The following is a 26,582-nucleotide window of genomic DNA, read 5'->3' on the forward strand; positions in this document are numbered from 1 at the left end:
GTTCCAAGCCGTCCACAAAGGCACGAGGGGAAATTGCGCAAGTTCATCATCTTGGCGACAGTCATCGTGGCGCTTTTCGCCGCCATCTGGAACGGCATCCAGGCCTTCATGGCCCATCAGATCAGTCAGCTTGCCAGCGCCGGAACCGGGTTCACGATGACCGAGGTCCGCGGGCTGCACGATCCCACCCGCATCGGCGTCCGGGTAGCGGGACCGCGTCTGGACCTGCCCGCCGCCACCGTCGTGATGCCCGAGGCGTCGCTGTCGGTCCCGCCCTTCGCGCCGATGACCGCGCGGCTGGAACTGGCTCCGAAGGCGACGATCGATCTGGGCAGCGGTCCGCATGAACTGGGCCTGACCGATCCGCGTGCCAGCATCCGCTTTCTGGTCCTGTCAGGCTTCGCCCCCGGTCGGGCGGGGATTTCGATCGGGCCGCTGACGCTGGACGAAACCCCGCTGGCGGCCGGGCTTACCGTCCGTGGGCGAATGACTGCTCTTGAATACGATGCGCCGCAAGGATCGCGCACGGCCTATGACATTGACTGGAACCTCAAGGACCTGATCCCCGCCGCCCTGCCACCGCTGCCGGGTCTGGCAGGCACGATCCGCATTGCCGATCCGGTCTCGATCAGGGGCAAGGGGCGGATCTGGCTGGATGCGATGCCGACCATCAAGGCGCTGCAAACGCCGCCGACGCCCGTCCTGACGGGTATCCGCATCGACAATGCCGATCTGCAGGTCAAGGGGCTGACCGCGCGTATGGTGGGCATGCTTAAAGCCGATGCCAACGGCTATGCCAGCGGTGCGATTGCGCTTTATACGACGGATGCGCAGGCCATGCTGCAAACCGCGTCCGAGGCCGGGATGATCCCCCATGCCGCGGTGATGCTGGGCCGGACGATGATCCGCACCGTCTCGGCCCTGCCGATGGAGGGCGCGCTTTACCCCGCCCCGCAAGACGGCGAGCTGCGCCTGCCGCTGACTTTCGCAGATGGCCGGATCAGCCTTGGCCCCATTCCACTGGGGCCAGCGCCGCTGATGCGGCCCTAGCTTTTGGCGTTTTCGCCGCCCGGCTGGCTGCGGCCGAAATCCGGGGCCGAGGTATCCTGCCCGGCCTCGATGATGCCGCGACGGATCGCGCGGGTGCGGGTGAAATAGTCGAACAGGTGCTGGCCGTCGCCCATGCGGATGGCACGCTGCAGCACGAACAACTCCTCGGTGAAGCGGCCAAGGATATCCAGAACGGCATCCTTGTTCTGCAAAAAGACATCGCGCCACATGGTCGGGTCCGATGCCGCGATCCGGGTGAAATCCCGAAAGCCCGCCGCCGAATACTGCACCACTTCGCTTTCGGTCACGCGCTTGAGGTGATCGGCGACGCCGACCATCGTATAGGCGATCAAATGCGGCGTATGGCTGGTAACGGCCAGAACCAGATCGTGATGCGCGGCGTCCATACGCTCGGTCTTGGCGCCCATGGCCTGAACCAGCGACTCCAGCCGCGACACGGCCTGCTCATCGGCACCCTCAGGCGGGGTGAACAGCCACCAGCGATTGCGAAACAGCGTGGCGAAGCCAGCGCGCGGGCCGGAATGCTCGGTCCCGGCCAGCGGGTGACCGGGAATGAAATGCACGCCCTCGGGCAGATGCGGCAAGACTTCCGTCACCACCGCCTGCTTGACCGAGCCCACATCCGTCACCGTCACGCCGGGCTTCAGCCGCGGCGCGATTTCCTCGGCCACGGCGGCCATCGCACCGACAGGAACTGCCAGCACCACCAGATCCGCACCCTCGACCGCCTCGGCGGCGGTCTCAAAGACCCGATCGACCAGCCCGATTTCCAACGCTGTCGCGCGCGTATCAGCGCTGCGGGCATGGCCGACGATCTCACGCGCAAGGCCCTGCTCACGCATGGCCAGCGCCATCGAACCCGCGATCAGCCCCAATCCGATCAGGGCCACGCGGTCGTATAGAAAGCTCATGCCGGCGCCCCCGCGCGTTCGGCCATGAACTGGCCGATGACATGCGCCACCCGTCGGCACGAGGCCTCATCGCCGACAGTGATGCGCAGGCAATTGGGCAGGCCGTAACCGGCGACCTGACGCACGATCAGCCCCTGCGCCTTCAACGCCTCGTCACAGGCCAAGGCCGTGTCGACATCGGCAAAGCGTGCCAGGATAAAGTTCGCGCAGGACGTATCCGAGGGCACGCCCTTCTCGGTCAAAGCCTCGGCCAGCCAGGCGCGCATGCGGGCGTTCTCGGTCTGGCAGCGGGTGACATGATCGCGGTCGCGCATCGCGGCCTCGGCAGCGTCCAGCGCCGCCGATGACAGGTTGAACGGCCCGCGGATGCGGTTCAGCACGTCGATGATCTCGCGCGGGCCATAGCCCCAGCCGATCCGCAGACCGCCCAGACCGTAGATCTTCGAGAACGTCCGGGTCATCACCACATTGGGCAGCCGCGTCGCCAGCTCGGCACCGCCATCGTAATCCTCGACATATTCGGCATAGGCCGCGTCGATCACCAGAATGGCCTGCGGCACGGCACGGGCCAGCCGCTCCAGCTCGGGCAGGCCGACCATGGTGCCGGTCGGGTTGTTCGGATTGGCGACAAAGATCAGCCGCGTGTTCGGCGTCGCGGCGGCGATCAGCGCATCGACATCGGTAACGCGGTCGCGTTCGCGCACGGCGACCGGGGTCGCACCAGCGGCAAGGGCGCTGACGCGATACATCAGGAAACCATGCTCGGTGAACAGCACCTCGCTGCCCGGCCCGGCATAGGCCTGACACAGGAAGTGGATGATCTCATCGGAGCCCACGCCGCAGATGATGCGGTCGGGATCAAGCCCATGGACTTCGCCGATGGCGTTGCGCAGGCTGGCATGATCGGTATTCGGATAGCGATGCAGCGCATGGGCGGCGCGGACAATGGCCTCGCGCGCCTTGTCCGAGGGCCCGAAAGGGTTCTCGTTCGAGGATAGCTTGGTGACGTTCTCCACACCGGCGATCTTGGACGCACCCCCCTGATAAAGAGAGATTTCCATGATTCCGGGTTGCGGGGCGATGCTCGGTTCGTTCTGCGACATGTCTGGCCTCTTGCATGCCCGGTCGTCTTAGCCGCGCCGGGCAGGCTTGGAAAGATGTCTCGGACCCCCGCGCCAAGTTGCGGGCTTCTCCGTTTCTTAAATACCCCTGCGGCGGTAAAAATCACGCAGTTTGGGGTGGTTCACTGCGCTGCGCGGGCCTTTTCCAGCTCGGGCAGGAAGCGGTTGGTGTAATCCTCGCGGATCAGCGGTCCGACATGGCGGTAAAGGATACGCCCTTCGCCGTCGATGATGAAGGTTTCGGGCGGCGCGGTGACGCCCCAGTCGATGGCGATGCGGCCGCGCGGGTCGGTCGCCAGCGCCCGGAAGGGATCGCCGTGCTCGGACAGGAAGGCGGTGGCATTGGCCTCGGGGTCCTTCAGGTCGACGCCGTAGACCGGGATGTCCTTGGCAAGCTCCGTCAGCGTCGGATGCTCGGCCCGGCATGGCGGGCACCAACTGGCCCAGAAGTTCACGATCTTGATCCCCGGCTCGCGCAGCATCGCGTCGGTCAGCTGGGTCTTGCCCGGCAGGGTCGTGGCACCGACCGCAGGTGCCTCGCGCCCGACCAGCGCCGAGGGCAGCTCATCCGGGTTGTCGCGCTGCATGCCGAACAGGAACAGCACGGCAAGCGCGCCAAAGGCCAAGGGTGGCAGGGCGATCAACGGGGAAAACCTAGCCACGGGATTCATGCTCCTCAAGGTCGCGGCGGGCACGGGCATTCGCGCGCCATGTCTGCAAGATGATGGCGGCCAGCAGGACCAGACTGATCCCATAGGCCGACATCACGGTATTTGCGTATTTGCCAAGCTCGATCATGCGCGGTTCTCTCGGGCCAGAAGGGCTGCAAGGCGACGACGGCGGATTTCGGTCCGCGTGCGGATCAGGACTAGCGCCAGAAACAGCAGGAAAAAGCCCAGCATCGAGACGTAAAGCGGATACCGATAGACCGCCGACATCCGCTCGCCCGGCGCGACGGACAGCGACGCGCCCTGATGCAGGCCCTGGTTCCAGAAATTCACCGCATAGCGCGACAGCAGCGCAAAGACCGAGCCGACAAGGCACAAAAGCCCGGTCAGGTCGGCGGCACTGTCAGGGTCCTCGATCGCCTCCCACAGCGCCATGTAGCCCAGATAGAACAGGAACAGCACAAGGAAAGAGGTCAGCCTCGGATCCCATTCCCACCATGTCCCCCACATCGGCTGGCCCCAGATCGCGCCGGTGATCAGCGCGATCAGCGTCATCACCGCGCCGACGGGGGCGGCGGCCTTGGCAGCCAGCGCGCTGACATGATGACGACGAACCAGCCAGATCAACGAGGCGACCAGCATCATCAGCCAGGCATTGATCGCCATCAGCGCGGCGGGCACATGCAGGAACACGATCTTGACAGTTGATCCCTGCCGGTAATCCTCGGGCGTCAGGAACCCCCAGACCAGCCCGCCAACGGTGCAGATGGCTGCCCCCGCCACGATCCATGGCAGGACCACGCCCGAGGCGCGCAAGAACTTGACGGGGTTGGCATATTCCCAGATCGACATGTGTCCTCCCTAGCCTGTCCAGCGGGTCCGCTCAACAGGCCGGTTTCCTCCTCACCTCAGATTGACCCGCAGGGCCGCGGCGGCGGCAAAAGGCACCAGCGCCAACGTGGCCAGCGTTATGCCCGCCAGAAAGACCAACGGGGTCGTCGGGTCCGCGCCCACAGCGCCGCGCCGCACCACCTCGGCCCCGAAGATCAGCGTCGGCACGTAAAGCGGCAGCACCAGCAGCGACAGAAGCAGGCCGCCGCGCCGCAGCCCGACGGTGATTGCCGCACCGAATGCCCCCAGCATCGACAGCGCGGGCGTCCCCAGCGCAAGCGACAGGACCAGCAGCGGATAGGCTGCCGTAGGCAGATGCAGCAGCACGCCCAGCAGAGGTGCAAAGACGACCAGCGGCAGGCCGGTGGTCAGCCAATGCGCCAAGGCCTTGATCGCGACCGCCCCTTCCAGCGGCAGGGGTGCGGTCGCGAGCAGGTCGAGGCTGCCATCCTCATGATCCAGCGCGAAAATACGGTCGAGCGACAGCAGGCAGGCCAACAGCGCGCCGACCCACAGGATGCCGGGCGCGATGCGGGACAGTTGCCCGCCCTCGGCACCCACACCAAAGGGGACCAGCGTGCACAGGATCAGAAAGAACACCAGCGACAGGCCAAAGCCGCCGCCCGCCCGCACTGCCAACCGCAGATCGCGCAGCAGCAGCGCCTTCATGCGAAGGCCTCGTTGAAGCCTGCGGGGCGGTCCTGCCGCAGGCCCGGTCGGGCGCGGTAAGGGCCAAGATCCAGCACCTGCGCTTCGGGCAATCCCAGATCGATATGGGTGGCGATCAGCGCGGCCCCACCTTGGGCCAGATGATCGCGCAACATGGTCGCGAACAGCGTGACTGAACCTTGGTCCAGCGATACGGTAGGTTCATCCAGCAGCCAGACAGGGCGGCCCGTCACCATCAGCCGCGCCAGCCCCAGACGTCGTTTCTGCCCGGCAGACAGGGCATGAGCCGGGCGTGCGGCCAGATCGGTCAGGTTCATCGCCGCCAGTGCCGGGGCGATGTCGGGTCCACCAAAGACCGCCGACCAGAATTCCAGATTTTCGGTCACCGTCAGCGCGGGCTTGAGCCCGTCGGCATGTCCGGCATAGGCGATACTGTCGGGCTGACACTCGATCCGGCCCGAGACGGCGGGTTGCAGACCTGCCAGACAGCGCAGCAGCGTCGTCTTGCCCGCCCCGTTGGGACCGCGCAGGACAATCGCCTGTCCGGCCCCAAGTTCAAAATCCAAACCCTCGATCACGCGCAACCCGCCGCGGGCGACGGCCAGTCCACGGACCGAGATCAGGCTCATAGCGGTAGAAGCGCACAGGCCACGCGCCGGCCCTCGGACAGCGTGACGTTGTAGCTGCGGGCAGCCGAAGCCGAACTCATCGGCTCGGGCATCACGCCTGCTTCTTCCAGTGCCGCGGTCAGTTCGCGCGGCGGAAAGGCCACGTCGCTACCCATGCCGATGAACAACACGTCGACCGAGCCTTTCAGCGCCAGAAGCGGTGCCGGATCATCCAGACCGCCCCAAGGCTGCACACCATCGGGCGTGACGATGATCGCGCCGCGATGGACCTTGCCCCCGACGCGGAAGAACCCGGGACCATAGCCGTCAATCGGCACGGCCCCGAGGAATTCAGTGGGTGTCATCACCGACATCAGGGCGCGTCCCGGAAGGCGGCGGGGATCTCGTCCTGCTTTTCCTTCGGATCGGGCTTGGACCAGTCACGCTTCACGCCTAGCCACAGCACGATGTTTTTCGCGACATAGATGGTCGAGTAGCAGCCGACCAGCACGCCCCACAGCATGGCGATGACGAATTCGCGCACGACATCGCCGCCAAAGATCAGCATGGCGGTCAGCGCGATGCCCGTCGTCACCGCCGTCATGATGGTCCGCGACAGGGTCTCGTTGCAGGTCAGGTTCATCACGTCGATCAAGGGCATGGTCTTGTACTTGATCAGGTTCTCGCGAAGGCGATCGAACACCACAACCGTATCGTTGACCGAGAAGCCCAGCGTGGTCAGCAGCGCCGCGATGGTGGTCAGGTCGAATTTCAACTGGAACAGCGAGAACAGACCGACGGTCAGCAGCACGTCATGCAGGATCGAGACCACGGCCCCGATGGCGAATTGCCATTCGAAGCGCAGCCAGATGTAGAACATGATCGCCAGCGACGCCGCGACCACCGCATAGACCGCGGTCTGGATCAGCTCACCCGAGACCTTCGGGCCGACCGATTCGACCGAGGCAAAGCTGACATTCGGATCGACCGTCTTCAGCGCGGCCTCGACCTGGTTCAGCTGTTCAGGCGTGACCGAGCCGGTTTCCTCGGTCGTGCCGATACGAACCATGGCCACGTGCTTGGTTGCGCCAAAGCTGGGATCGAAGACCTCGGTGATCGAGACATCACCCAGGTTCAGGTTGTTCAGCGCCTCCCGATAGTCGCCAACCTCGAAGGCGGTCGTCGTCTCGGTGCGGATGGTGGTGCCGCCCTTGAAGTCGATGCCGAAGTTCAGCCCCATCACCAGCGTGATAACGACCGAGGCGACCATGGCAAAGGCCGAAACCCCAAAGGTCAGCCATTGCCATTGGAAGAAGTTGATATGGGTCTCATCAGGGACCAGTTTCAGACGAAATGCCATTGTGCCGCCCCCTTACAGAACAAGTTGCTTCGGCTTGCGCAGGTCAAGCCAGAACACGATCAGCAGGCGGGTCAGGAAGATCGCCGTGAAGACCGAGGTGACAAGGCCGATGGTCAGCGTGACCGCAAAGCCCTTCACCGGACCCGAGCCAAGGAAGAACATCACCATGGCCGCGATGAACGAGGTCACGTTGGCGTCGATGATCGCAGACATTGCCTCGTTGAAGCCGTCGTCGATGGCCTTGGCCACGCGCTTGCCGCGACGCAGTTCCTCGCGGATGCGTTCGTAGATGATGACGTTGGCATCGACCGCGGTACCGACGGTCAGCACGATCCCGGCAATGCCCGGCAGCGTCAGAGTCGCACCCATCATCGACATGATCGACAGGATCAGGATGACGTTCAGGATCACCGCGACCGAGGCGAAGACCCCGAACAGGCCATAGCTTGCGATCATGTAGGCCACGACCGCGCCAGTGGCGATGATCGAGGACAGCCGTCCGGCATCGATCGAATCCTGCCCCAGTTCCGGACCGATGGTCCGTTCCTCAAGGAAGGTCATCTCGGCCGGAAGTGCGCCTGCGCGCAGCAGCACGGCGAGACGGGTCGAACCCTCGACATCCATCGAGCCCGAGATCTGGCCCGAACCGGTGGTAATCGCCTGCCGGATGACCGGTGCCGAAATCACCTGATTGTCCAGAACGATGGCGAAGGGTTGGCCGATATTGGCCGAGGTATAGGCCCCGAAGCGTTTCGCGCCAGCCGGACCAAAGCGGAAGTCAACCGAGGGCTGGCCGTTCTGGTCAAAGCTGGGGCGGGCATCGGTCAGATCCTCGCCGGTGACGACGGGATTCTGCTCCAGCGTGTAGTAGATACCCTGCTCGTCCAGCGAGGGCAGAACCACCTGCCCCGCCGCCGGACGCGCATTGGCATCCGTGCCGCGGCTGACGACCGGGTTGAAGGTCAGCTTGGCGGTCGTGCCGATCAGCTGCTTGAGTTCCTCGGCCGAGCCGATCCCCGGCACCTGAATCAGGATGCGGTCCGCGCCCTGACGCATGATCGTGGGTTCGCGCGTGCCGACCTCGTCAATACGGCGACGGATGATTTCCAGCGATTGCTGAACGGTGCGGTCGTCGGTCGCGGCCTTTTCGGCATCGGACAGTTGCACCGTCAGGCGGTTACCGCTGCCCTTGATGTCCAGATCGGTCGAGCCGGCCCCGCTGATCGAGGTGACGGGCGTCGCCATGCCGCGGGCGATTTCCACGGCCTTGGCGATCTGGTCGGCATTGCCGATCTCGATGATCAGCTGGCCGTCGGGCGCGGTGACACGGCGCACGGCACCGATCGTCTCTCGCTGCGCGACCAGAGCGTCGCGCAGTTCCGGCCACAGGCTGTCCATCCGCGCCTTGTAGACATCCGCCACATGGACTTCGCCCAGAAGGTGGGCACCCCCACGCAGGTCGAGGCCAAGATTGACCAGCCCCGAGGGCATCCAGTTCGGCCAACCGGCCTTGGCAGCCAGATCCTCGGGCGTCTCGACGCCGGATCTTTCCATGTTGGCAATGGCGTCATTGCGCTGCTCGACCCGGTTATAGAACAGGTTCGGCACAGCATAGAGCAGACCCAGGGCGATCAGCCCCAGGATCAGCACACGTTTCCAGGCGGGGATCTGAAGCATCTGGGCAGGTAACTCAGTTGTTCGCGGCGACCGAAGCGGTCTTGTTCACGACGCCGGTGATGGTCGAGCGCACGACGCGCGACTTGACGCCCGGCGCGATTTCGACTTCCAGCTCGTTGTCGCGCACTGCGGTGACCTTGCCGATCAGACCGCCCTGGGTGATGACTTCGTCGCCCTTTTTGACCGCCTCGACCATGGCGCGATGTTCCTTAAGACGCTTCTGCTGCGGGCGGATCATCAGGAAATACATGATCACGAAGATCAGGATCAGCGGCAGGAAGGACGCGATGCTGGCAGCGCCCGACGGAGCGGCGGCTTGGGCATAGGCGGGGGTCACGAACATGGGTTGATCCCTTTTTCACAGGCGTTCTCCGGGAGGTCCCCCCGGCGGAATTGGCGCGCACCGTAGCCGCGTGGCCGGGGGATGGCAAGAAACCCCGGCATGACATCTGCGCCATCTGTCAGACCGCCCCGGCGTGGACATGACGAGGCACCTGTGGCAGGTCAGGGAAAACCCGGCATTACGCAGGATCAGGAAGGGCCGACCATGGCAGATCAAGCATTGCACCCGGCGCTGGCCGACCGCCCGACACTGGCGGATGAAACCGGAATTCCCCGGCTTCTGGCGATCATGGCGGCGCTGCGCGATCCCCAGACCGGCTGCCCGTGGGACATCGAACAGAATTTCGCGACCATCGCCCCCTACACCATCGAAGAGGCCCATGAGGTCGCCGATGCCATCGCCCGCGAAGCCTGGGACGAGCTGCCCGGAGAGTTGGGCGATCTGCTGCTGCAGGTGGTTTTCCATGCGCAGATGGCCGAAGAAGCCGGGATGTTCGGATTTTCGGACGTGGTGGCCAGCATCTCGGACAAGATGATCGACCGCCATCCGCATATCTTTGGCGACGAATCCCGCGACAAATCTGCCGCCCAGCAGATCAAGGATTGGGAGGAGATCAAGGCCCGAGAGCGTGCCGCCAAGGCCGAAAAAGGCGTCTTGGATGGCGTGGCGCTTGGCCTGCCCGCGCTGACCCGTGCGGTCAAGCTGCAGAACCGCGCGGCCCGCGTGGGCTTTGACTGGCCGGGCCCGCAGGACGTTCTGGCCAAGATCCAGGAAGAGGCCACCGAACTGGTCGAGGCGCGCGACAGCATGGACCACGCCCACCAGACCGAGGAATTCGGCGACCTGATGTTCGTCATGGCGAATCTGGCCCGGCATCTGAACATCGACCCCGAAGAGGCCCTCCGGCTGGCCAATGCCAAGTTCACCCGCCGCTTCCGCTCGATCGAGGCGGCGCTTGCCGCCGACGGCCGCCGCCCCGAGGACAGCGATCTGGCCGAGATGGACGCGCTTTGGGACGCGGCCAAGGCCGCCGAGCGCGCTTAAGCTGCTTCGGCCCCGGCTGCTACCTCGGCCAGTGCGGCATCATAGACCGCCAGCGCCGAGGCCCGGTCCGTGGCCTTGGACGCGCCCTCGGACAGCAACCTGCGCCAGCCCCGCGCGCCGGGGCGGCCATGAAACATGCCCAGCATGTGGCGCCCGAACTGATGCAGCCTTCCGCCATTCGTCACATGCGCGTCGATCATCGGCCGCATGGCAATGGCCGCGTCGAAGGGATTGGTGAATGTGGGCTCATCGCCCCACAACAGGTCCGCCTGCCCCAGAATGTCCCACGGTTGGTGATAGGCCGCGCGACCGAGCATTGCGCCGTCCATGACCTGCAGATGGCCCCGCACCTCATCCATCGAGGCGATGCCGCCATTGATCGACAGATGCAGATCGGGGAACTGCGCCTTCATGCGGTGAACCAGCGGATAGTCCAGCGGCGGGATCTCGCGATTCTCACGCGGGGACAGACCCTGCAGCCATGCCTTGCGGGCGTGGATCGACAGGCGGCGCACACCGCTGTCTTGCATCAGCGCGATAAAGGCGGGCAGCACTTCCTCGGGGGTCTGATCGTCGACGCCGATGCGGCATTTCACCGTGATCTCGACCGGGCTGACCTTCTGCATTGCCTGCACGCAATCCGCGACCAGTTGCGGCATGGTCATCAGCACCGCGCCGAAACAACCCGACTGCACGCGGTCGCTGGGACAGCCGACATTCAGGTTGATCTCATCATAACCCCAGTCCGAGGCGATACGTGTGGCCTCGGCCAACAGAGCCGGTTCGGACCCACCCAGTTGCAGCGCCAAGGGATGTTCAGCCGCGTCGTAATCCAGCAGCCGCCCCCGCTCACCGTGGATGATGGCCTGAGCCGTCACCATCTCGGTATAAAGCAACGCGCGGCGCGACAGCATGCGATGGACCATCCGGCAGTTGCGGTCGGTCCAGTCCATCATGGGCGCGACCGAGAGCCGTGCTGCGGTCACCACCCCGGAAGCCCCTGAATTTTCGCCGTTCTGCATGCGGGTCTCACTGTCTGATACGACTGGGTCCGTCTGGATACGGGTGCCTGCGGTCGGATTGTCGCGGGTTCGGTCGGAATGCAAAAGGCGCGACTTGCGACGCGCCATGCAGATTTCCATCTGCGTGTTTGCTTGCGATATGGTACCCGAGGTCGGACTCGAACCGACATGTATTGCTACGGCGGATTTTGAATCCGCTGCGTCTACCATTCCGCCACTCGGGCAAAGTATTGCTGCGCTTGGCTTTATCGCACATCATGTGGCGGGCGCAAGAGACCTTCGCAACATTCCTGCTGCGGGCTTTGTTCGTTCAATTGTGTCAGGGAAGCATTGGTAGCGAGAATAAAAAAAGCACCCTTAGCGCCTCAACCGGTAGAACTAAGGCCGAGCTTTCGGGGCTACGCCACCCGTTCTGATCGGACGCATATCCATGGAGCACGGCTGAGAAGGTTCGCATCGTCGAGGCGGCGCTGGACGAGCGGGCCAGCTTTTCGGTGGTCACGCACCGCAATGATGTGGTGGCTAACCTGCGGTATCGTCGGCGGAGGCCATGCTTGAACGGGAAGCGCCCAGATCGGAGGCACGAGCTACCGCCTGCGGGCAAATGCTGCAGTCTTTTCCAGCCCCCCGCAAAAGCTGCCAACCCCCTCACGCGCGAGCCACGGCCCGATTCCGCTGACAACATGTGTCAGGGGTGATCCCGCTTAAGGCCGCACGATCCGGAACCCTCAGCAGACCGCCTTTAAGCCGCTCATCTACAAACAGAAATCCTTCCGGGCTCCTAACCCACAGGGTTCGCGTGACAAATCCTCACATCGATTAGTTCTACAGGGGCACCCGCTTGCGACCAAAACGGAATTGGTATACTGCCGCATACAATTAAGCTGCTGCCGCTAACCGGACCATCCCGCGGTCCTGTGCGTCAGTTCTTCCGGCACTTTTACGTAGGGATCGTCATGAGCTTGTACACCGACTACCTAACCGAAATCGAAACCCGTAAAGGTGAGGGTCTGCATCCCAAGCCCATCGATGATGGTGCACTGGTGGCCGAGCTGATCGCCCAGATCGAGGATACCGGAAGCGAGCACCGCAAAGATTCCCTGCACTTCTTCATCTACAACACTCTGCCCGGCACGACCAGCGCGGCAGGCGTCAAGGCGCAGCTCCTGAAGCGGATCATTCTGGGCGATGCGATTGTCGCCGAGATCACTCCGGCATTCGCCTTTGAACTGCTGTCGCACATGAAGGGCGGGCCGTCGGTCGAGGTTCTGCTGGACCTCGCGCTGGGTGCGGATGCCACGATTGCCGCGCAGGCGGGCGACGTGCTGAAAACTCAGGTCTTCCTTTATGACGCCGACATGGCTCGTCTTGGCGACGCCTATAAGGCTGGCAATACCGTCGCCAAGGACGTCCTTGAAAGCTATGCCAAGGCCGAGTTCTTCACCAAGCTTCCGGCGGTCGACGACGAGGTCAAGGTCGTGACCTATATCGCCGCAGAAGGCGACATCTCGACCGACCTGCTCTCGCCGGGCAACCAAGCGCATTCGCGCTCGGACCGCGAGTTGCATGGCAAATGCATGATCTCGCCCGAGGCGCAGGCGGAAATTCAGGCGCTTCAGGCCCAGCACCCGGACAAGCGCGTCATGCTGATTGCCGAGAAAGGCACGATGGGCGTCGGCTCGTCGCGCATGTCGGGCGTGAACAACGTCGCGCTCTGGACCGGCAAGCAGGCCAGCCCCTATGTGCCCTTCGTCAATATCGCGCCGGTGGTAGCGGGCACCAACGGCATCTCGCCGATTTTCGCTACCACGGTCGACGTGACCGGCGGCATCGGCCTGAACCTGAAAAACTGGGTCAAGAAGACCGACGAAGACGGCAAGCCGATCCTGAACAATGATGGCAACCCGATCCTTGAGCAGAAATACTCGGTCGAGACCGGCACCGTCCTGACCATCGACGCCAAGAACAAGAAGCTCTGCGACGAATCCGGCAAGGAACTGGTCGATATCGCTGCCGCCTTCACCCCCCAGAAGGTCGAGTTCATGAAGGCCGGTGGCTCCTACGCCATCGTCTTTGGCAAGAAGCTGCAGACCTTCGCCGCCGAGACCCTTGGCATCGAGCCGACCCCGGTCTTTGCCCCGAACAAGGAGCTTTCGGTCGAAGGTCAGGGCCTGACCGCCGTCGAGAAGATCTTCAACCGCAACGCCGTGGGCGTTCTAGGCGGCAAGACGCTGCATGCCGGTTCGGACGCGCGCGTGCGCGTCAATATCGTCGGCTCGCAGGACACCACCGGTCTGATGACCGCGCAGGAACTTGAGGCGATGGCGGCCACCGTCATCTCGCCGATCGTTGACGGGGCCTATCAGTCGGGCTGCCACACGGCCTCGGTCTGGGACAAGAAGGCGCAGGCGAACATTCCGAAGCTCATGAAATTCATGAACAATTTCGGCGTGATCACGGCGCGCGACCCGAAGGGCGTCTATCACGCGATGACGGACGTGATCCACAAGGTGCTGAACGACATCACCGTGGATGATTGGGCGATCATCGTCGGCGGCGACAGCCACACCCGCATGTCCAAGGGCGTGGCCTTCGGCGCGGATTCGGGCACGGTTGCGCTGGCACTGGCCACGGGCGAGGCCACCATGCCGATCCCGCAATCGGTGAAAGTGACCTTCAAGGGCACGATGCAGCCGCATATGGACTTCCGTGACGTGGTCCATGCGACGCAGGCGCAGATGCTGAAGCAATGCGGCGACAACGTCTTCCAAGGCCGCGTGATCGAGGTTCATATCGGCACGCTGCTGGCCGATCAGGCCTTCACCTTTACCGACTGGACCGCCGAGATGAAGGCCAAGGCGTCGATCTGCATCTCGCAGGACGACACCCTGATCGAGTCGCTGGAGATCGCCAAGTCGCGCATCCAGATCATGATCGACAAGGGCATGGATAATGCCGCCGGCACGCTGGCCGGTCTGATCGCCAAGGCAAATGCGCGCATCGCCGAGATCCGTTCGGGCGAAAAGCCCGCTCTGGCCCCCGATGCCAACGCGAAATACTTCGCCGAGGTCGTCGTGGATCTGGACCTGATCGACGAGCCGATGATCGCGGACCCGGACGTGACCAACGCCGATGTGTCCAAGCGCTACACCCATGACACGATCCGCCCGGTTTCCTACTACGGCGGCACGAAAAAGGTCGATCTGGGCTTTGTCGGGTCCTGCATGGTCCATAAGGGCGACATCAAGATCGTCGCGCAGATGCTGAAACGGATCGAGAAAGCTCAGGGCAAGGTCGAGTTCAAGGCGCCGCTGGTCGTCGCCGCGCCGACCTACAACATCATCGACGAGTTGAAGGCCGAGGGTGACTGGGAAATCCTGCAGAAATATTCGGGCTTCGAGTTCGATGACCTGCTGCCTAAGAACGCGGCCCGCACCGAGTACGAAAACATCCTCTATCTCGAGCGTCCCGGCTGCAACCTCTGCATGGGCAACCAGGAGAAAGCGGCAAAAGGCGATACGGTTCTGGCCACGTCGACCCGCTTGTTCCAGGGCCGCGTCGTTGAGGACACCGCCGAGAAGAAGGGTGAATCCCTGCTCGCCTCGACTCCTGTCGTGGTTCTCTCGGCAATCCTTGGCCGCACCCCCAGCGCGGATGAATACAAGGCCGCCGTCGAAGGGATCGAGTTGACCAAATTCGCCCCGCCGCTGGAAAATCCCGGCATGGCGCGTTCGGTCCATTTCTGATCGCTTCGCTGCCAACCTCCGTCCCGCTGGCCATTGGCCAGCGGGATCCCGAGGCACGAACGACTGCTAAGTGTTTGATCCCATGGTCTGATGGTGCAACCCTTTCCAAGGAATGGAAGGAGGCCATATGGGACAAGTTCGTCGCGAAAATCCCACGGCCACGCACGCTGTGCGCGCAGCAATACGGCGATCGGAAGCCCCTACCCTGCGCTGAACCTCTCGCCCCTTCGTTGAGCGTGCCGACAAAGCTCAAATGTCTCACATAGGCAGTTCAAGAATGTCACAGTCCCCCCATCTGAAGCCTCTGCGCAAAAATCGGAGAATGGGATGGGAGAATGATGGCCAAATTGGAGCTATCCCGGTTTCGTTTCCGGCCAGATTCTCATGTTATGCGGCCCTTTTCTCCGAAAGCCGCGGGTGATTTCCAACCAGAGGCCAAGTGTTTGCGGCGCGGGTTGTTGAAGTCGTTGATGTATTCGAAGAGGGCGATCTCGAAATCACGTCGTACCAGTCGCGTCGCCAGACCAGCCCGGCATTCAGGGGGTTGAAGAAGCTTTTGACTGCCGTAGTTGTCAAAACAATTACCCTTGCCGCTCACCGACACTTTGAAACCATGGCTGCACGGAAGCTCCTGGTATTCGTAAGCGCAGTATTGCGAGCCGCGATCGGTGATATGAATGCAACCTAGTGGCGGACACGTGCAGTGCGATTGCCATGTTCAGCATCCTGATCGCCACGTCCTGCTTTATCCGGCTGCTGATTGCCCGTCCGATAACACGCCTTGAAAACAGGTCGATGATGGCTGCCAGATAGACCCAGTCCTCGCGCGCCCAGAGTTGCCGCTGTTGCGTCATTGGTCCAAGCGACAATGGCGACGGTGATGTCACCGACCCATTTCTGGTCTGGCCCGCTCACCGGTGCGCCGGAACTTGCGGCTGCGGACAATCCAGATACCGTTCTGGCGCATTCAGCGGCCCATGCGACGTTGCCCCACCTGCAAGCCCAGTTCGTTCAGTTCCTCGGTCATGCGCTTGCCATAGCTGCCCAGGCTCAGGCGGTGCTGGTCGCGGATATGAGCCACGATCACCATGCCTCGTCGCTGATGGTGCGATGACCGCCGGTGCCGCCAAGCGCATAGCTCACAGTCTGTCACGCCCATCAACCGACACAAGTGACTGCGCGGAAGGTTGCCACGATAGCTGGCAATATATTGAAACTTCACGGCTTTTGAGCCGCGAAGAACTGAGGCACCTTTTTCAGTACTTCCCTCTTTCGCCGGGAAAACAGTTCCTTGGGCTGTTTTCTGATCCGGCTCAAATCCCGGAATACCCGGTTCTCTTTGCGCAGCCGTTCGTTCTCGCGCGGAAGTCGCCGGATCCATTTGCCAGGCGTCGAAGTCCAACCCCAAGATCGGACACAACCTGACGCCGTGTCAGGCCGATGGTGAGCCAGATGCGAACCGCGGCCCGCTTGAACTCATCGCTGCCATATCCAGTCTCTCTGCCGAGCATCGCTATCGCAAGACCGGAACCGAACCGGTGCAACTGCAGATCGTGTCGACCTGCTGAAATCAATGGGTCCTGACCCTAAGAGACCGAAGCATCGCCAGGCGATACGGAACGCGCGGCTAGCACACTCACGATTCCTTGTTTTCCACCTTAGAAGAATTTTCTATTTAACGGCCCGTCCGGGGTTAATGGCTATTGCGGCGGCGAGCAGAAGGTTTTCATAATTCTCCAACGCACGCTTTCCACGGTCACCCCAATCGATTCCTAGCCATCACGGATGACTGCTTGGCTGGCCACTCGGTCAAAGAGAGGGAATATGAACGGTCATGACATTCACGAGCGCATCTGGGTCGTTCCTGGTCCCGAAAAATGTGTAGCCCACCATGCTGCGGTTGAGAGGCAGGCCAAAGAACTCGACAACGCCAAGACGGAGGGCGTCGCAGCCATTGTGACGCTCGCGTTTATGACGAACAGCGATTTGACCTCACGCCTTGGGGACCAGGCTGCATCCGCAGTCCTGAGCGAGTTGACGAGGATGGGCGCCTGCACGCAGCGCCTCGTTGGCAAGAGTTTTTAACTAAACGCCCACTCAGTTAAGTCAGGCATTCTGGAGGGACAGAATGAGTTTCGAGCCGATTTGTTTTGTGACGATGGTCCGGGGCGATCATGCGATGCTGGAGAAGTGGATCGCCCACCATTCCAAACTCGTGGCCAATCGCAGCGCTCTCCACGTATTCCTGCACGGTCACGATCCCGCGCTGCAGAAGATTGCTGAGGGTTGCTCAGTCGTCACGCTTCCATTTGATCCGAGCGGTTCAAGCTTCGAGGAATCCCGCAGACAGCTTTTCTTCGGGCTGGCCGGCGCACTGCGAGGTTATTACGGCCACGTAATCACGCTCGACTGCGATGAGTTTATGACAATGGATCCGGGCGTTGGGCAAACGCTGGCGGAATATTTGTCCACCCATCCATTCGAAGGGGCAGCGCTTTCCCCAGTCGGATTCGATGTCGTCCAGCGCAGCAGCGCGGAGCAGGATCCAGTGGATTTTGCGCGTCCCATTCTGGGGCAGCGCTGCTTTGGATTCCTTGACGGCACCTATTCCAAACCCTGTATATTCAGACGCCAACCAAGGGGTGGGAGCCAGCACTCACTGGCAAGAGAGAAGTGGGAAATCGACCCGAAAATTTTCCTTTTCCACTTCCGCTTTTTCGACGTCGAGTATTCACGGCAGGTAAACGCCGCCCGAATGGCCCTCGTCGCCGATTTTGACAAGCAAGGGTCGGATCACGCCATTGGCACATGGGGCGACCGAGAAGAGCGATTTGCCCGCGCCTTGCAGAGTGCGGATGTCGCAGACTGTCCTGATCTGTCCCCAGAGCTGATCGAAGCCTTCCGCGCTTCCCAGCTGGAGAACTATCAGACCCGCGGAGGCAGATTTATGTGGCGCGATTGTCGCCGCGGGCCATACCGGCTGCCTGCCCAATTCGAGGGGGTTTTATGACAGACCCTATTGCATGGAGGAGGCCGTTTGCCGCCCCCATCAAGCGCTTTCAGGTGCTGGGCGAGCGATCCTCGGGGACGAACTTTGTCGATGTCCTCTTCAAGAGAAACACCACGCTGCAGCCCACCAAGGATTATGGTTGGAAGCATGCAGTCCCGCAATTCACCTCGGTTCTGCGCGACGACCTGATTATCGTTTGCTTCCGAGGGCCCGAGAGCTGGTTGCGCAGCATGTACGCCAAACCGTGGCATGTGCCCGATAGTTTGGTGAATGTGACCTTTTCCGAGTTCCTTCGCGCTCCGTGGGTTACCGTGATGGACATGCCTGGCGCCATGAGCGCAGTGGGCGCGAGGAAATCTCTTGACCTTCCCGTGCAAGGCGATCGACATCCGATCACTGGTATGCATTTGGAAAACCCGGTTCAGCTGCGCAACCTGAAGAACGCAGCTTTTCTTGGGGTTCTGGAACGCGGATGCAACGTCGCCTTGATACGGCACGAAGACGTGACGAGATATCCACGTGAGACCATCAGCAAGGTTTGCGAATTATTCGACATCCCGGTGAATGCGGCGGACGATTTTGTGATACCAACGAGGCAGCTCGGTGAGATGACGCAGCGCAACGTCGAAGGGTCCAGACGAGATAAAGTCGCAACCTACTCGGATGACGACCGAGCATTTGTCTTTTCCCAACTCGACCACGACCTTGAGACGAAGCTGGGCTATGGGTTTTCGATTTAGGGTCAGGACCCATTGATTTCCGCCGCAAGCGCCGCAATCGAATCGAGATCATGTTTGGCAGGCTCAAAGGCTTGCGCGGGTTATCCAAGGCGGCCAAGTGGCCGCGATTGGCGTGCATCTGGTCGACGCGAACTTTATGAAGACCCGTACCGGAGATCTGCTGAAGCCGATTGCACCGGGAGAGATGACCTCAGGTGAGCGCGCATCTGCCGCTGCCGACTTCATCAACGGTTTCACCCTCGGCCTGCTTGGTCCGAGGTTTGAACAAGGCAGAACGCTGGTCTGTGTCAGGCCTTAAGATGGGCGACCCTGACCCACCGGCAACCACACTTCGGCCAGCAATTCCTAGGGAAGGTGTTCCGCACAATGCGGTTACGGACACCTAGCTCGGGGTCAACCACTCGCCGCCCCCCGCTTTAGCTCTTTAGAGTGCAGACCGGTATTCTTGATCGACAGCCCCTTATGCCAGGCGCGCGCCAGCAGCTGCGCTTCCGTGATCGACCACGGCTGCGGTGAGACAGGAGCCTCAACCGCGCCGGCCATTCCGGCCAGAGAGATCCTGATCGAGCCGGTGTTGCAATCGAGGGTGTGGTCGCCTTCGTCAGCAATGCCGGATCCGGCGATGACATAGTGATAGTGCTGACGGTCCAGCGACGACACGGCATGCGTGCCCGCGGGTTAGTACATGATGATCCGTTCCATTGTTTCCCCGGAAATGAAAAAGCCCCACGTGATGTGGGGCTTGTGTTAAAGTGGGATCGGGCCGTTTCAGGTGGATTCCGCTCGAGCGCTCCCCCGGCCCCTCAACGGCAGCACCGTGTACGGGGGGCCGGTTAGCGCCGAGTCCATGGTGATATTGAGGGTGGTAAGATTGATCGACGGATCAGACCGATCATTCAATGCGCTCATTCTCCGGCAGGATCACCTGCGGTGACGAACCAAAACTCGTACCATCCCATGCCCAAACGATACCGACGATATTGTCGGGACCTCTGACGACGTGATCCGGTGCGGGCGGGTAGCATCGCTGGGCTGGACCAGACTGCCCGTACACCGTCCCCAAATGGCGTTAACGTAGTGAGCAGGACTGCCCGACCAGCCCGAAGGCAATGCCGGTAAGCAACCCACAGGCGGTTAAGTAAGACGCCGAGGGTCGGGACGAAGCGCTGGCCCTTGCTCCCGATGGTCTGCGTCATGAAGTCTCCGTATGAATTGGTCAGAAAAAATCGCCCCTCGGGGCTGGCGCGTGCGCAAGCGCACAAACAGCACGACGCTGTTACGTCATGATTTGAGTCGGCTCGGGCGGACGTGTGGTGGCGTCCGTCCGTTCATTCTTCAGCCAGCCTCGCCAGCGGTTGTTGTCCCGAGGTTCGCGGTCACGCGGCCCGCATCTGCACTGTTCACCATTCGAGGGCGATACAAACTTTCTGATGGTCGCTCATCCGATTGTGGCCACTGTAACTGCCGCCGTCACAGTGGCGAGGTTTGTGGCCAGACAGATCAGTTGTTCCACTCCTGCGGTTAACCATGCCGGTGGTGTCGACGACCTTGGCAGTGGTCGATTTGCCCTGTTTCACACCCGCATTGTAGCGGCGGAAGGCCGGTTCGGGGATTCCGGTGCGGATGACGTGCTGGTGCTTGGCGACGCCATTGCATTCGGTGAACACCGCATCCTTCAGGATCAGGTTCGACTTCTCGGCAAGCTCGATGATATCGGAAATCTTGCCGTCCGGATCGGTGCGCGACAGGATATCGACAAGACCCGGGTTCTTCACGTTCAACTCGACCATGGTTCAATCCTCTCGTTAGCCGTTGCCATAGAGCGAGGCAGCAAAGTTGCCCCTCGTCTCGGCCGTCATCTCGGCGTGTTCGACCTGCATCCCCGCGAAGGTTTTCACGTCATGCGGAAACACCTGTTGGTTCAGCACCCGTAAGCCAACCTCGCGCATACCTGCGCGGAACCCGTCATTGGCATCGCCGGCATGCGTCTGGCTGAACAGGTGGCAGTGTTCGAGGATCGACCAGATGACCAGGCGGCCCTCAGGCGTGCGAAGAACCGCGTCCCAAGCCTGCCGCAGCTTGCGGTCCCGGTTCTCCTTGATGATCGCGGCGACGTTCACAGCGCGGCCCCTCGTTGCAGGGCGTCGATGCCATTCAGGTTCGCCTTACTCAGAAGCTTTGCCGCGCCGGCCATAGGCTCAGCCACCGTCATCATCTGCGCTTGCTGTGCCGCCTGCCGCCAGGCTTCGCGCTTGGCGGTCAGCTCGTCCGGCGAAAGCAGAATGCCCGGAGGCGCACCGACCGGATCCGAGAACTCGCGCATCATCTGGTCGCTATCCAGCATGTCGAGGACTTCGGGCTTGAGTTGTGCCAGCCTCGCGGCAAAGCCGATGGTCCGCTCGATCGAACCGACGCAGATGGCCTTCTGCGCCTGCCAGCAGCGAGATATACTCGACCTTGATTTCCTGCCCCACGACCGATTCAGGGGCGTCGGGCAGAATGTCGGCCTCTTGCATGTAGGCAAACGTGGCCTCGATCAGAGGCTGCAGCAATTCGTGGTCCAGGCTTTCCAGCACCGGCCCCAACGTCATCAGCTTTTCCTCATGGCGATCCGCGATCTCGCGCACTGTGATCTGGCTGCGCCCCTCCAGGGCGACAGCGGCCCTCTGGAACAGATCCTTGTAGAACGCGACCTCGATCCGCTGCTGCGTTTCCTGAATGTCGAGGATCAAGCCCTGAATGTCTGGCTTGACCTCATAGGCGGGACGCACGCCGCCTTGGCTCAGATCGGTCGACGCCATCGCGGTAAAACCGCCGGGCACGTTTTCGAAGAACATGCCCCCTTGGATCGGACCGCCGATGCGCGGCGGGTTGTGCATCTTCTGGATCGCAATTGCCTTCTGCTCCTGCGACACCTGCAGCGAGCGCGCGTCCCCCAGCGCGATCATGCCGGGCGACGATGCGAACCACGCCTCTCCTTCGACCTGCTCCCAGCGCGGAGCCAGAAGCGGCTTGATGCGATGCCCGCCGATCTGCAGGAACTTGTTCTGCTGGCTCATCTACCAATAGACCGATGCCCACGGGCGGCCAGAGGCCTTCGGCGCGTTCGTCGACCATGTGGCAGACGGTATAGGTCTTGTAATACTCGCCCCGATCGAAGTCGCGGCGGACCTGCGTTGAGCAGGAATCCAGCCCCCATGACTCGACAATGCCCCGGACCGGCATTTCGATTTCGCGATAGAGCGAGGTGACGCGTCCGTTGCCGTCCTCGCCTATCTTGCACCGGCCGACCGGCAGGCTATGCCCGAGCACCACATCCTCGAAGTCATGCACGACGAGGTTTGCAGCCGTGCCGTAAAGGCCCAGATCGCCATAGCTGCAATCGAGCATGCGATAGATGTTCGATCCGCGCATGATCTCGTACATGCGGCGCTGCACCTCATGCAGCCAATCCTTGACGTCGAATTCCACCTCATCGGCACTCGAGCCCAGCAGGCCCAGCCGGAACCATGGCCGCGACGGCGAGGTGACGCCCGACATCAGCCCGGCGCGCAGGGTCCGCAGCGCCATCTGGGCGGTGTTGTCGATCAGCCTCTGGCTGATCGAGGATGAGGCGCGCCGTTCACCGGCATCAAACCGCCCGCGCGTGGGCAGGATCGCATCGCGCAATTCGCCGAAGTGCGATTCCCAGTAGCTGTACTCGTCCGTCATCTCCTTGCGGTGATGATCGAGAGTCTTGCGCAGGGTCGGGTTGACGATTGCGGCCATGTGCGATCAGCCACCAAGCAGCGTTTTGCCGCCCGCTACCGCCGGGGCGACGACAGGCGATGTGAGCGGCTGCGTCAGGATCGTCCCCTTGTGGCCGTGCTTGCTGAGATCGGTCGCAGAACTATTGAACACAGGCTCCTTGCTGGCCTGCAGTTGCTTTGGCTCCTCGACCTTTGGCGTCTTGCACATGGAAGTGCCCTCGAAATCTTTTACGAGGGCAGAATAATCGTGGCGCTATGGGTGATACCTGTTGGGCTATTCCGGTGAGCAGTACCCATTCGTCGACAGGCATTCTCCGCAATCTCACTTTGGATGGTTGACTAAAAAACCCACTTCCCGTGGGTGATGGGAAAATAAGTCACGGCTTCGTGAGATTGATATGGACATGGCGCACCATGCCCGCACCCTTGAACTGAGTAACGAATCGCCGCGCAGTCAACTGAGACCCATTTAAGCAAGAAATGAGGAGCCAATGTCACATCCATATTTAGACCTCGACTCGCGTAGTTTCTGGAAATCGGCGGTATCAGAGGTTGGGCCATTGGGGTTGACCGATCTCTGGCGCCCAGGCTTCAGGATCAACAAGACCCATAAAATTGTGACTGCAGGTTCGTGCTTCGCTCAGAACATCAGCTCGCGCTTGGTCAAAGCTGGCTACACTTGGCTCAACACAGAGCCGGGCCCGGCCTTCGCGCAGGAAGATGTCAAAAAGAAGTACAATTACGGCGTGTTCAGTTTCCGCACAGGCAACATCTACACCGCAAAGATGTTGCGCCAATGGGTCAGCTTCGCATTCGGAGTGGATGAGCCTCGAATTCCGCCGATCGTCCACAACGGTCGCTACTTTGACCCCTACCGGCAACAGATCTGCCCTGAGGGATTTGCAACTGAGGAAGAGTTGCTCGCTTCGCGCGAGGAAACCTTCGACGCCATTCGCAATGCCTTCACCCAAGCGGATATCTTCTTCTTCACCTTGGGGCTAACCGAAGCGTGGATCGACAGGGAGACCAAGCAGGAATATTCGTCTTGTCCAGGCGTCGTCTGTGGCGAATTCGACCCGGATCGAGTGAAGTTCATCAACCACGAATTCACCAGTATCGTGGCGGATTTCAAGGCCGCCATGAAGATCATCAACGAGAACCGGCAGTCAAATATCAGTGTTTTGCTGACCGTCTCTCCTGTTCCGTTGACCGCAACCGCGAGCAAGAGCCACGTTCTGGTCGCTGTGACCCGTAGTAAAAGCACCCTTCGCGCGGCTGCCGACCAGATCGTTAGGGGCAATCGCCGGATCGATTACTATCCGTCTTATGAGGTGATCACGAGCCCGGTCAGCCGCGCGATCCATTATTCGAGCAACCTGAGAAACATCTCGCCTGAAGGCGTCAACAATGTCCTCAGCTACTTCTTCACGGCAATCAAGCGGTTCGACAAAACATCAGCCAGCCCAACCGAGACAACGGCAAAGCACGCCTCCGAGGACGAAGACGATATTGACGAGAACGATGACGTTGTTTGCGAAGAGGTGATCCTGAATGCTTTCGCGAAATAAGGCCCTTCTCATCATCGGCGACAGCAACGTTGCCATGATCAAGAATCTCTTTGATGAAAAGCGCAAATTCTTCCCAAAGGGTGAGGTCGACTTCTGGTCGGTCTCGGGCTCGTTCTTCAACCGGAGCCGCCTGAACGAAGGAGAGCTTCACGCCCCGGTAAAATCCGGGCTAGAGCCAGTCAGGATCGATGGCTACAAAAACATCCTGTACTGCGGAGGACGTGTGAAGACGCAGGCTGTCTTCGATGAGTTTTTAAGATCCTCGGCGTCCGGGAAATGCCGCTATCCGGAAGAGTTCATTCAGCAAAGCATCGAGAGCTTCATACCAACTCTGCCGGGCGCCCGATTTCTGCAACGTATCCGGGCCGAATTCGCTGGTAATATAATTGCCTTCCCAACGCCACCGCGCGGGAATACGGAGGGGGTTTGCGAGGACACCACCAAACCGGAAGTCTGGACCGAGAAAATCTTTGACCTGATTTGGACGAGCTATCAGTCGTTTTACGAAAGTTGCGAAGTTCAATTACTTAAGACCCCATTCGACTGCACTGTCGACGGCAAGACCGTGAAGGCGCAGTACAATATCGGTCCCGGAGACATCCTCCATAAGAATGCCGACTATGCCGAGCTTTTGCTTAAGGAGGCGAAGTGGGCGTAGCGGAAAAATCGCCGTCGGCCTAATAGGTCGATGGCGTTTATTTTGCTCCCCATCCAGGATGACTGACTGAGCCCGTTTCCTTGGCGTAAATGGTGGTTCCTGCGCCGCCATCTAGCCGGATGCAAAAGCCACGAAGGCAAGACACGACGCCTTCCGGTGAACCATTGCCCGCGCTCATATAGGCGCCATTCGCGCCTGTCATTCCAAACGGACCCATGAGCATGCCAGCGCGCGCGTGGCGTGATCCCGGAATGCGGCACCTCGGCCACTCCGCTGGCATCCTGCGACTGGAACCGCACCGGGGCCGGGTAAGCAGCGCCAGCGCGCGCGCAGCCAGCACTCATCAGGTTGTGCGGGCAAGCCATCCTCGCGCGGATACATGACGCAGCGATCACCGAAATCGATGTTGTTCCAATCCATCGTCCGCGATGCCTCGGACGTGTTCAGACGCGGCTGGAACTCAAACGCGCTGATCGGCCCTTGACCGAGGAAGCCCGCGATTACGCCGTTCATTGCCCGACCAGAAGTTGCTGATCCCTCCATGAACCCGCAGACCTCATCGGGCCGAATGGGGTCTAACACGACATTCAGGACGATCTTGACCTCAAGGCATATCGCCCGGCGATGGGCGGCGCATTCTTTCGGCGACATCAAGCTCTCGTCGCAGACGGTCACTCCCGCACCAATCCGGGGAATCGTCTCGGCCTTGCTTACGCCGCCGCCATCCTCGTGCGCAGGTAACAGGAAGGGCGGGATGGGTGACGCTGAACTGATCGCGCAGCTGCGGTCTGTATTTGGGAGCGGCCCATGGGACACTCAACATGTTTGCACGCAACATGCCGCCGCTGACTGCATCGAAGCCCTTGAGCGCGAGAGCGCGGCGCCACGGGCGATGATGAAAGGCCCTGCCGCGTGGCTAGAACGTTGGGGCCAACATGTTGGAAACTGCTTAGGTAATCGGGGCGACATCTGCACATGCGGCCTAGCCCTCGCAGGGTTCGGATCAAGCGTCGCCATCGCCAGCACGGAGGGCGGAGAATGAACCTGCTCACGATCACCGAAGCCGCCGCACAGATGAATATCCCGGCCAAAGCCCTGCGCCGTGAAGCTGAACGCCACGGCCTATTTGTCCAATTCGGACGCACCGTCCGAATTGGACCCGAAACCATCCCAAAACTGATCAAAAAATGCCGTAACGCTCCAAACGCACACGCCTCTATTTCCATGCTGCTCGCGGGAAATACGTCATCCGTGACACTGGCAGACCAGAGACGGCATCTGGCACGAGAGACCTCGCGGAAGCTGAGAAGCGACTCGCGCTCTATATAGCCAGCCGCGATCGACCGACCGGACCGTCGCTTCCGGAACAATTCCTGCTCGCAGACGCCTTGATCTTCTACGCGAGCGTAGTATAGCCCATCCGTCAAGGACGCTGGGCACATTAGAAGCGCGATCGAGGCGCAGCTGCCATTCTGGGGACGCTGCCAGTCTCCGCCGACAAGGGAGAGACGTGGCGGCGCTATGGTAAATCTCGCCTGACAACCAAAATGATGCTGTACGGTCAGACGCGCGCGGTGAGCTACGGCGCTAGATCGACACCGAACGCGGCCTGCTCTACCGCTGCGCTGATGGAACGCGCGAGACGAAGAAGCGTCAGCCACCGGCCAGCCTACCCCGCCGACTGCTGACCCACCTTCACAGATGGGAGGCTCGGCGCGCGCTGGGT

Annotated in this window: 27 protein-coding genes, 1 tRNA gene and 3 pseudogenes; 10 read left to right on the forward strand and 21 right to left on the reverse strand. The window is 61.5% G+C overall.

The window, feature by feature from the left end:
• Positions 1–33 precede the first annotated feature (33 nt).
• A complete protein-coding gene (locus tag IB235_RS15485) occupies positions 34–1,050 on the forward strand; it encodes a DUF2125 domain-containing protein (protein ID WP_192337445.1) in 1,017 nt (338 codons plus the stop codon).
• Here the strand turns inward: IB235_RS15485 and IB235_RS15490 are convergent.
• The 11 genes from IB235_RS15490 to yajC all read right to left on the reverse strand — a co-directional run bounded on the left by IB235_RS15490 (position 1,047) and on the right by yajC (position 9,319).
• Positions 1,047–1,982, reverse strand: a complete 936-nt coding sequence (locus tag IB235_RS15490; RefSeq protein WP_192337446.1) for a prephenate/arogenate dehydrogenase family protein — start codon at positions 1,980–1,982, stop codon at positions 1,047–1,049. The two genes, IB235_RS15485 and IB235_RS15490, sit on opposite strands and share 4 nt — an antisense overlap.
• Entirely contained in the window at positions 1,979–3,085 is a 1,107-nt protein-coding gene (gene hisC / locus IB235_RS15495) for a histidinol-phosphate transaminase (RefSeq protein WP_192337447.1), read from the reverse strand. Before hisC ends, IB235_RS15490 begins: the two co-directional genes overlap by 4 nt.
• 140 nt (positions 3,086–3,225) lie before the next feature.
• Entirely contained in the window at positions 3,226–3,765 is a 540-nt protein-coding gene (locus tag IB235_RS15500) for a DsbE family thiol:disulfide interchange protein (protein ID WP_343043128.1), read from the reverse strand.
• A complete protein-coding gene (gene ccmD, locus IB235_RS15505) occupies positions 3,758–3,901 on the reverse strand; it encodes a heme exporter protein CcmD (protein ID WP_155041434.1) in 144 nt (47 codons plus the stop codon). Before ccmD ends, IB235_RS15500 begins: the two co-directional genes overlap by 8 nt.
• Entirely contained in the window at positions 3,898–4,623 is a 726-nt protein-coding gene (locus IB235_RS15510) for a heme ABC transporter permease (protein WP_192337448.1), read from the reverse strand. Before IB235_RS15510 ends, ccmD begins: the two co-directional genes overlap by 4 nt.
• A 51-nt stretch (positions 4,624–4,674) precedes the next feature.
• Complete coding sequence (ccmB, locus tag IB235_RS15515; protein ID WP_155041432.1) at positions 4,675–5,331, reverse strand: heme exporter protein CcmB; 657 nt, start codon at positions 5,329–5,331, stop codon at positions 4,675–4,677.
• Entirely contained in the window at positions 5,328–5,960 is a 633-nt protein-coding gene (gene ccmA / locus IB235_RS15520; RefSeq protein ID WP_192337449.1) for a heme ABC exporter ATP-binding protein CcmA, read from the reverse strand. The genes ccmB and ccmA overlap by 4 nt, the downstream gene beginning before the upstream one ends.
• Positions 5,957–6,313, reverse strand: coding sequence for an Mth938-like domain-containing protein (locus IB235_RS15525; RefSeq protein WP_192337450.1), 357 nt, complete (start codon positions 6,311–6,313; stop codon positions 5,957–5,959). Before IB235_RS15525 ends, ccmA begins: the two co-directional genes overlap by 4 nt.
• Complete coding sequence (gene secF, locus IB235_RS15530; protein ID WP_155041429.1) at positions 6,313–7,299, reverse strand: protein translocase subunit SecF; 987 nt, start codon at positions 7,297–7,299, stop codon at positions 6,313–6,315. The genes IB235_RS15525 and secF overlap by 1 nt, the downstream gene beginning before the upstream one ends.
• A 12-nt stretch (positions 7,300–7,311) precedes the next feature.
• The gene (secD, locus tag IB235_RS15535) at positions 7,312–8,976 is read right to left on the reverse strand and encodes a protein translocase subunit SecD (protein WP_192337451.1); all 1,665 of its coding nucleotides are present in this window, start codon (positions 8,974–8,976) and stop codon (positions 7,312–7,314) included.
• A gap of 13 nt (positions 8,977–8,989) precedes the next feature.
• Positions 8,990–9,319, reverse strand: a complete 330-nt coding sequence (gene yajC, locus IB235_RS15540) for a preprotein translocase subunit YajC (RefSeq protein WP_155041427.1) — start codon at positions 9,317–9,319, stop codon at positions 8,990–8,992.
• 204 nt (positions 9,320–9,523) lie between these two features.
• Here yajC and mazG point away from each other — a divergent pair, with 204 nt between their 5' ends.
• Positions 9,524–10,363, forward strand: a complete 840-nt coding sequence (mazG, locus tag IB235_RS15545) for a nucleoside triphosphate pyrophosphohydrolase (RefSeq protein WP_192337452.1) — start codon at positions 9,524–9,526, stop codon at positions 10,361–10,363.
• Here mazG and dusA read toward each other — a convergent pair.
• Together dusA and IB235_RS15555 are read right to left on the reverse strand one after the other, a co-directional pair.
• A complete protein-coding gene (gene dusA / locus IB235_RS15550; protein WP_192337453.1) occupies positions 10,360–11,385 on the reverse strand; it encodes a tRNA dihydrouridine(20/20a) synthase DusA in 1,026 nt (341 codons plus the stop codon). The genes mazG and dusA overlap by 4 nt on opposite strands.
• 140 nt (positions 11,386–11,525) lie before the next feature.
• Positions 11,526–11,609: transfer RNA gene (locus IB235_RS15555), tRNA-Leu, on the reverse strand.
• 732 nt (positions 11,610–12,341) lie between these two features.
• Here IB235_RS15555 and IB235_RS15560 point away from each other — a divergent pair.
• The gene (locus IB235_RS15560) at positions 12,342–15,131 is read left to right on the forward strand and encodes a bifunctional aconitate hydratase 2/2-methylisocitrate dehydratase (protein ID WP_192337454.1); all 2,790 of its coding nucleotides are present in this window, start codon (positions 12,342–12,344) and stop codon (positions 15,129–15,131) included.
• Positions 15,132–15,513: 382 nt separating this feature from the next.
• Here IB235_RS15560 and IB235_RS15565 read toward each other — a convergent pair.
• Positions 15,514–16,642: pseudogene (locus tag IB235_RS15565) on the reverse strand (IS3 family transposase).
• A gap of 313 nt (positions 16,643–16,955) precedes the next feature.
• Here IB235_RS15565 and IB235_RS15570 point away from each other — a divergent pair.
• From IB235_RS15570 to IB235_RS15585, 4 genes are all read left to right on the forward strand, one after another.
• Positions 16,956–17,216, forward strand: a complete 261-nt coding sequence (locus tag IB235_RS15570; RefSeq protein WP_192337455.1) for a hypothetical protein — start codon at positions 16,956–16,958, stop codon at positions 17,214–17,216.
• 43 nt (positions 17,217–17,259) lie between these two features.
• Positions 17,260–18,141 (forward strand): glycosyltransferase family 2 protein, encoded by an 882-nt coding sequence (locus IB235_RS15575; RefSeq protein ID WP_192337456.1) that lies wholly within the window; start codon positions 17,260–17,262, stop codon positions 18,139–18,141.
• A complete protein-coding gene (locus IB235_RS15580; RefSeq protein ID WP_192337457.1) occupies positions 18,138–18,881 on the forward strand; it encodes a hypothetical protein in 744 nt (247 codons plus the stop codon). The genes IB235_RS15575 and IB235_RS15580 overlap by 4 nt, the downstream gene beginning before the upstream one ends.
• Before the next feature lie 97 nt (positions 18,882–18,978).
• A complete protein-coding gene (locus IB235_RS15585; protein ID WP_192337458.1) occupies positions 18,979–19,179 on the forward strand; it encodes a hypothetical protein in 201 nt (66 codons plus the stop codon).
• A gap of 95 nt (positions 19,180–19,274) precedes the next feature.
• Here IB235_RS15585 and IB235_RS15590 read toward each other — a convergent pair whose 3' ends face one another.
• From IB235_RS15590 to IB235_RS15615, 6 genes and pseudogenes are all read right to left on the reverse strand, one after another.
• A complete protein-coding gene (locus IB235_RS15590) occupies positions 19,275–19,541 on the reverse strand; it encodes a hypothetical protein (RefSeq protein WP_192337459.1) in 267 nt (88 codons plus the stop codon).
• Positions 19,542–20,281: 740 nt separating this feature from the next.
• Positions 20,282–20,671: a major capsid protein gene (locus IB235_RS15595; protein WP_192337460.1), complete on the reverse strand. Its 390-nt coding sequence runs from the start codon at positions 20,669–20,671 to the stop codon at positions 20,282–20,284.
• A 15-nt stretch (positions 20,672–20,686) separates the two neighbouring features.
• The gene (locus tag IB235_RS15600) at positions 20,687–21,001 is read right to left on the reverse strand and encodes a hypothetical protein (RefSeq protein ID WP_192337461.1); all 315 of its coding nucleotides are present in this window, start codon (positions 20,999–21,001) and stop codon (positions 20,687–20,689) included.
• Positions 20,998–21,940: pseudogene (locus IB235_RS25870) on the reverse strand (portal protein). Before IB235_RS25870 ends, IB235_RS15600 begins: the two are co-directional and overlap by 4 nt.
• Before the next feature lie 46 nt (positions 21,941–21,986).
• Positions 21,987–22,649 (reverse strand): annotated as a pseudogene (locus IB235_RS25580) (portal protein); the annotation flags it as partial.
• A 6-nt stretch (positions 22,650–22,655) separates the two neighbouring features.
• The gene (locus IB235_RS15615) at positions 22,656–22,838 is read right to left on the reverse strand and encodes a hypothetical protein (RefSeq protein ID WP_192337464.1); all 183 of its coding nucleotides are present in this window, start codon (positions 22,836–22,838) and stop codon (positions 22,656–22,658) included.
• Positions 22,839–23,121: 283 nt separating this feature from the next.
• On the opposite strand from IB235_RS15615, the gene IB235_RS15620 reads away from it, so the two are divergent.
• On the forward strand, positions 23,122–24,198 hold the full coding sequence (locus tag IB235_RS15620; RefSeq protein ID WP_192337465.1) for a GSCFA domain-containing protein: 1,077 nt from the start codon (positions 23,122–23,124) through the stop codon (positions 24,196–24,198).
• On the forward strand, positions 24,182–24,856 hold the full coding sequence (locus tag IB235_RS15625; protein WP_192337466.1) for a hypothetical protein: 675 nt from the start codon (positions 24,182–24,184) through the stop codon (positions 24,854–24,856). Before IB235_RS15620 ends, IB235_RS15625 begins: the two co-directional genes overlap by 17 nt.
• 198 nt (positions 24,857–25,054) lie before the next feature.
• Here the strand turns inward: IB235_RS15625 and IB235_RS15630 are convergent, their stop codons facing one another.
• The gene (locus IB235_RS15630) at positions 25,055–25,507 is read right to left on the reverse strand and encodes a hypothetical protein (RefSeq protein WP_192337467.1); all 453 of its coding nucleotides are present in this window, start codon (positions 25,505–25,507) and stop codon (positions 25,055–25,057) included.
• A 387-nt stretch (positions 25,508–25,894) separates the two neighbouring features.
• Here IB235_RS15630 and IB235_RS15635 point away from each other — a divergent pair, with 387 nt between their 5' ends.
• Positions 25,895–26,185 carry a hypothetical protein gene (locus tag IB235_RS15635; RefSeq protein ID WP_192337468.1) on the forward strand — a complete coding sequence of 97 codons (291 nt, stop codon included), beginning with the start codon at positions 25,895–25,897 and terminating at the stop codon, positions 26,183–26,185.
• The last annotated feature ends 397 nt before the right edge of the window (positions 26,186–26,582 follow it).

It is taken from the genome of Paracoccus sp. PAR01 (assembly GCF_014851995.1).
GTDB lineage: Bacteria > Pseudomonadota > Alphaproteobacteria > Rhodobacterales > Rhodobacteraceae > Paracoccus > Paracoccus litorisediminis.

Coding starts and splice junctions, on each gene's coding strand:
- IB235_RS15490 (WP_192337446.1), bottom strand. CDS start 1,982: ATGAGCTTTCTATACGACCGCGTGGCCCTGATCGGATTGGGGCTGATC.
- hisC (WP_192337447.1), bottom strand. CDS start 3,085: ATGTCGCAGAACGAACCGAGCATCGCCCCGCAACCCGGAATCATGGAA.
- ccmD (WP_155041434.1), bottom strand. CDS start 3,901: ATGATCGAGCTTGGCAAATACGCAAATACCGTGATGTCGGCCTATGGG.
- IB235_RS15510 (WP_192337448.1), bottom strand. CDS start 4,623: ATGTCGATCTGGGAATATGCCAACCCCGTCAAGTTCTTGCGCGCCTCG.
- ccmB (WP_155041432.1), bottom strand. CDS start 5,331: ATGAAGGCGCTGCTGCTGCGCGATCTGCGGTTGGCAGTGCGGGCGGGC.
- ccmA (WP_192337449.1), bottom strand. CDS start 5,960: ATGAGCCTGATCTCGGTCCGTGGACTGGCCGTCGCCCGCGGCGGGTTG.
- IB235_RS15525 (WP_192337450.1), bottom strand. CDS start 6,313: ATGTCGGTGATGACACCCACTGAATTCCTCGGGGCCGTGCCGATTGAC.
- secF (WP_155041429.1), bottom strand. CDS start 7,299: ATGGCATTTCGTCTGAAACTGGTCCCTGATGAGACCCATATCAACTTC.
- secD (WP_192337451.1), bottom strand. CDS start 8,976: ATGCTTCAGATCCCCGCCTGGAAACGTGTGCTGATCCTGGGGCTGATC.
- yajC (WP_155041427.1), bottom strand. CDS start 9,319: ATGTTCGTGACCCCCGCCTATGCCCAAGCCGCCGCTCCGTCGGGCGCT.
- mazG (WP_192337452.1), top strand. CDS start 9,524: ATGGCAGATCAAGCATTGCACCCGGCGCTGGCCGACCGCCCGACACTG.
- dusA (WP_192337453.1), bottom strand. CDS start 11,385: ATGCAGAACGGCGAAAATTCAGGGGCTTCCGGGGTGGTGACCGCAGCA.
- IB235_RS15560 (WP_192337454.1), top strand. CDS start 12,342: ATGAGCTTGTACACCGACTACCTAACCGAAATCGAAACCCGTAAAGGT.
- IB235_RS15570 (WP_192337455.1), top strand. CDS start 16,956: ATGAACGGTCATGACATTCACGAGCGCATCTGGGTCGTTCCTGGTCCC.
- IB235_RS15575 (WP_192337456.1), top strand. CDS start 17,260: ATGAGTTTCGAGCCGATTTGTTTTGTGACGATGGTCCGGGGCGATCAT.
- IB235_RS15580 (WP_192337457.1), top strand. CDS start 18,138: ATGACAGACCCTATTGCATGGAGGAGGCCGTTTGCCGCCCCCATCAAG.
- IB235_RS15595 (WP_192337460.1), bottom strand. CDS start 20,671: ATGGTCGAGTTGAACGTGAAGAACCCGGGTCTTGTCGATATCCTGTCG.
- IB235_RS15615 (WP_192337464.1), bottom strand. CDS start 22,838: ATGTGCAAGACGCCAAAGGTCGAGGAGCCAAAGCAACTGCAGGCCAGC.
- IB235_RS15620 (WP_192337465.1), top strand. CDS start 23,122: ATGTCACATCCATATTTAGACCTCGACTCGCGTAGTTTCTGGAAATCG.
- IB235_RS15625 (WP_192337466.1), top strand. CDS start 24,182: ATGCTTTCGCGAAATAAGGCCCTTCTCATCATCGGCGACAGCAACGTT.
- IB235_RS15630 (WP_192337467.1), bottom strand. CDS start 25,507: ATGTCGCCGAAAGAATGCGCCGCCCATCGCCGGGCGATATGCCTTGAG.
- IB235_RS15635 (WP_192337468.1), top strand. CDS start 25,895: ATGAACCTGCTCACGATCACCGAAGCCGCCGCACAGATGAATATCCCG.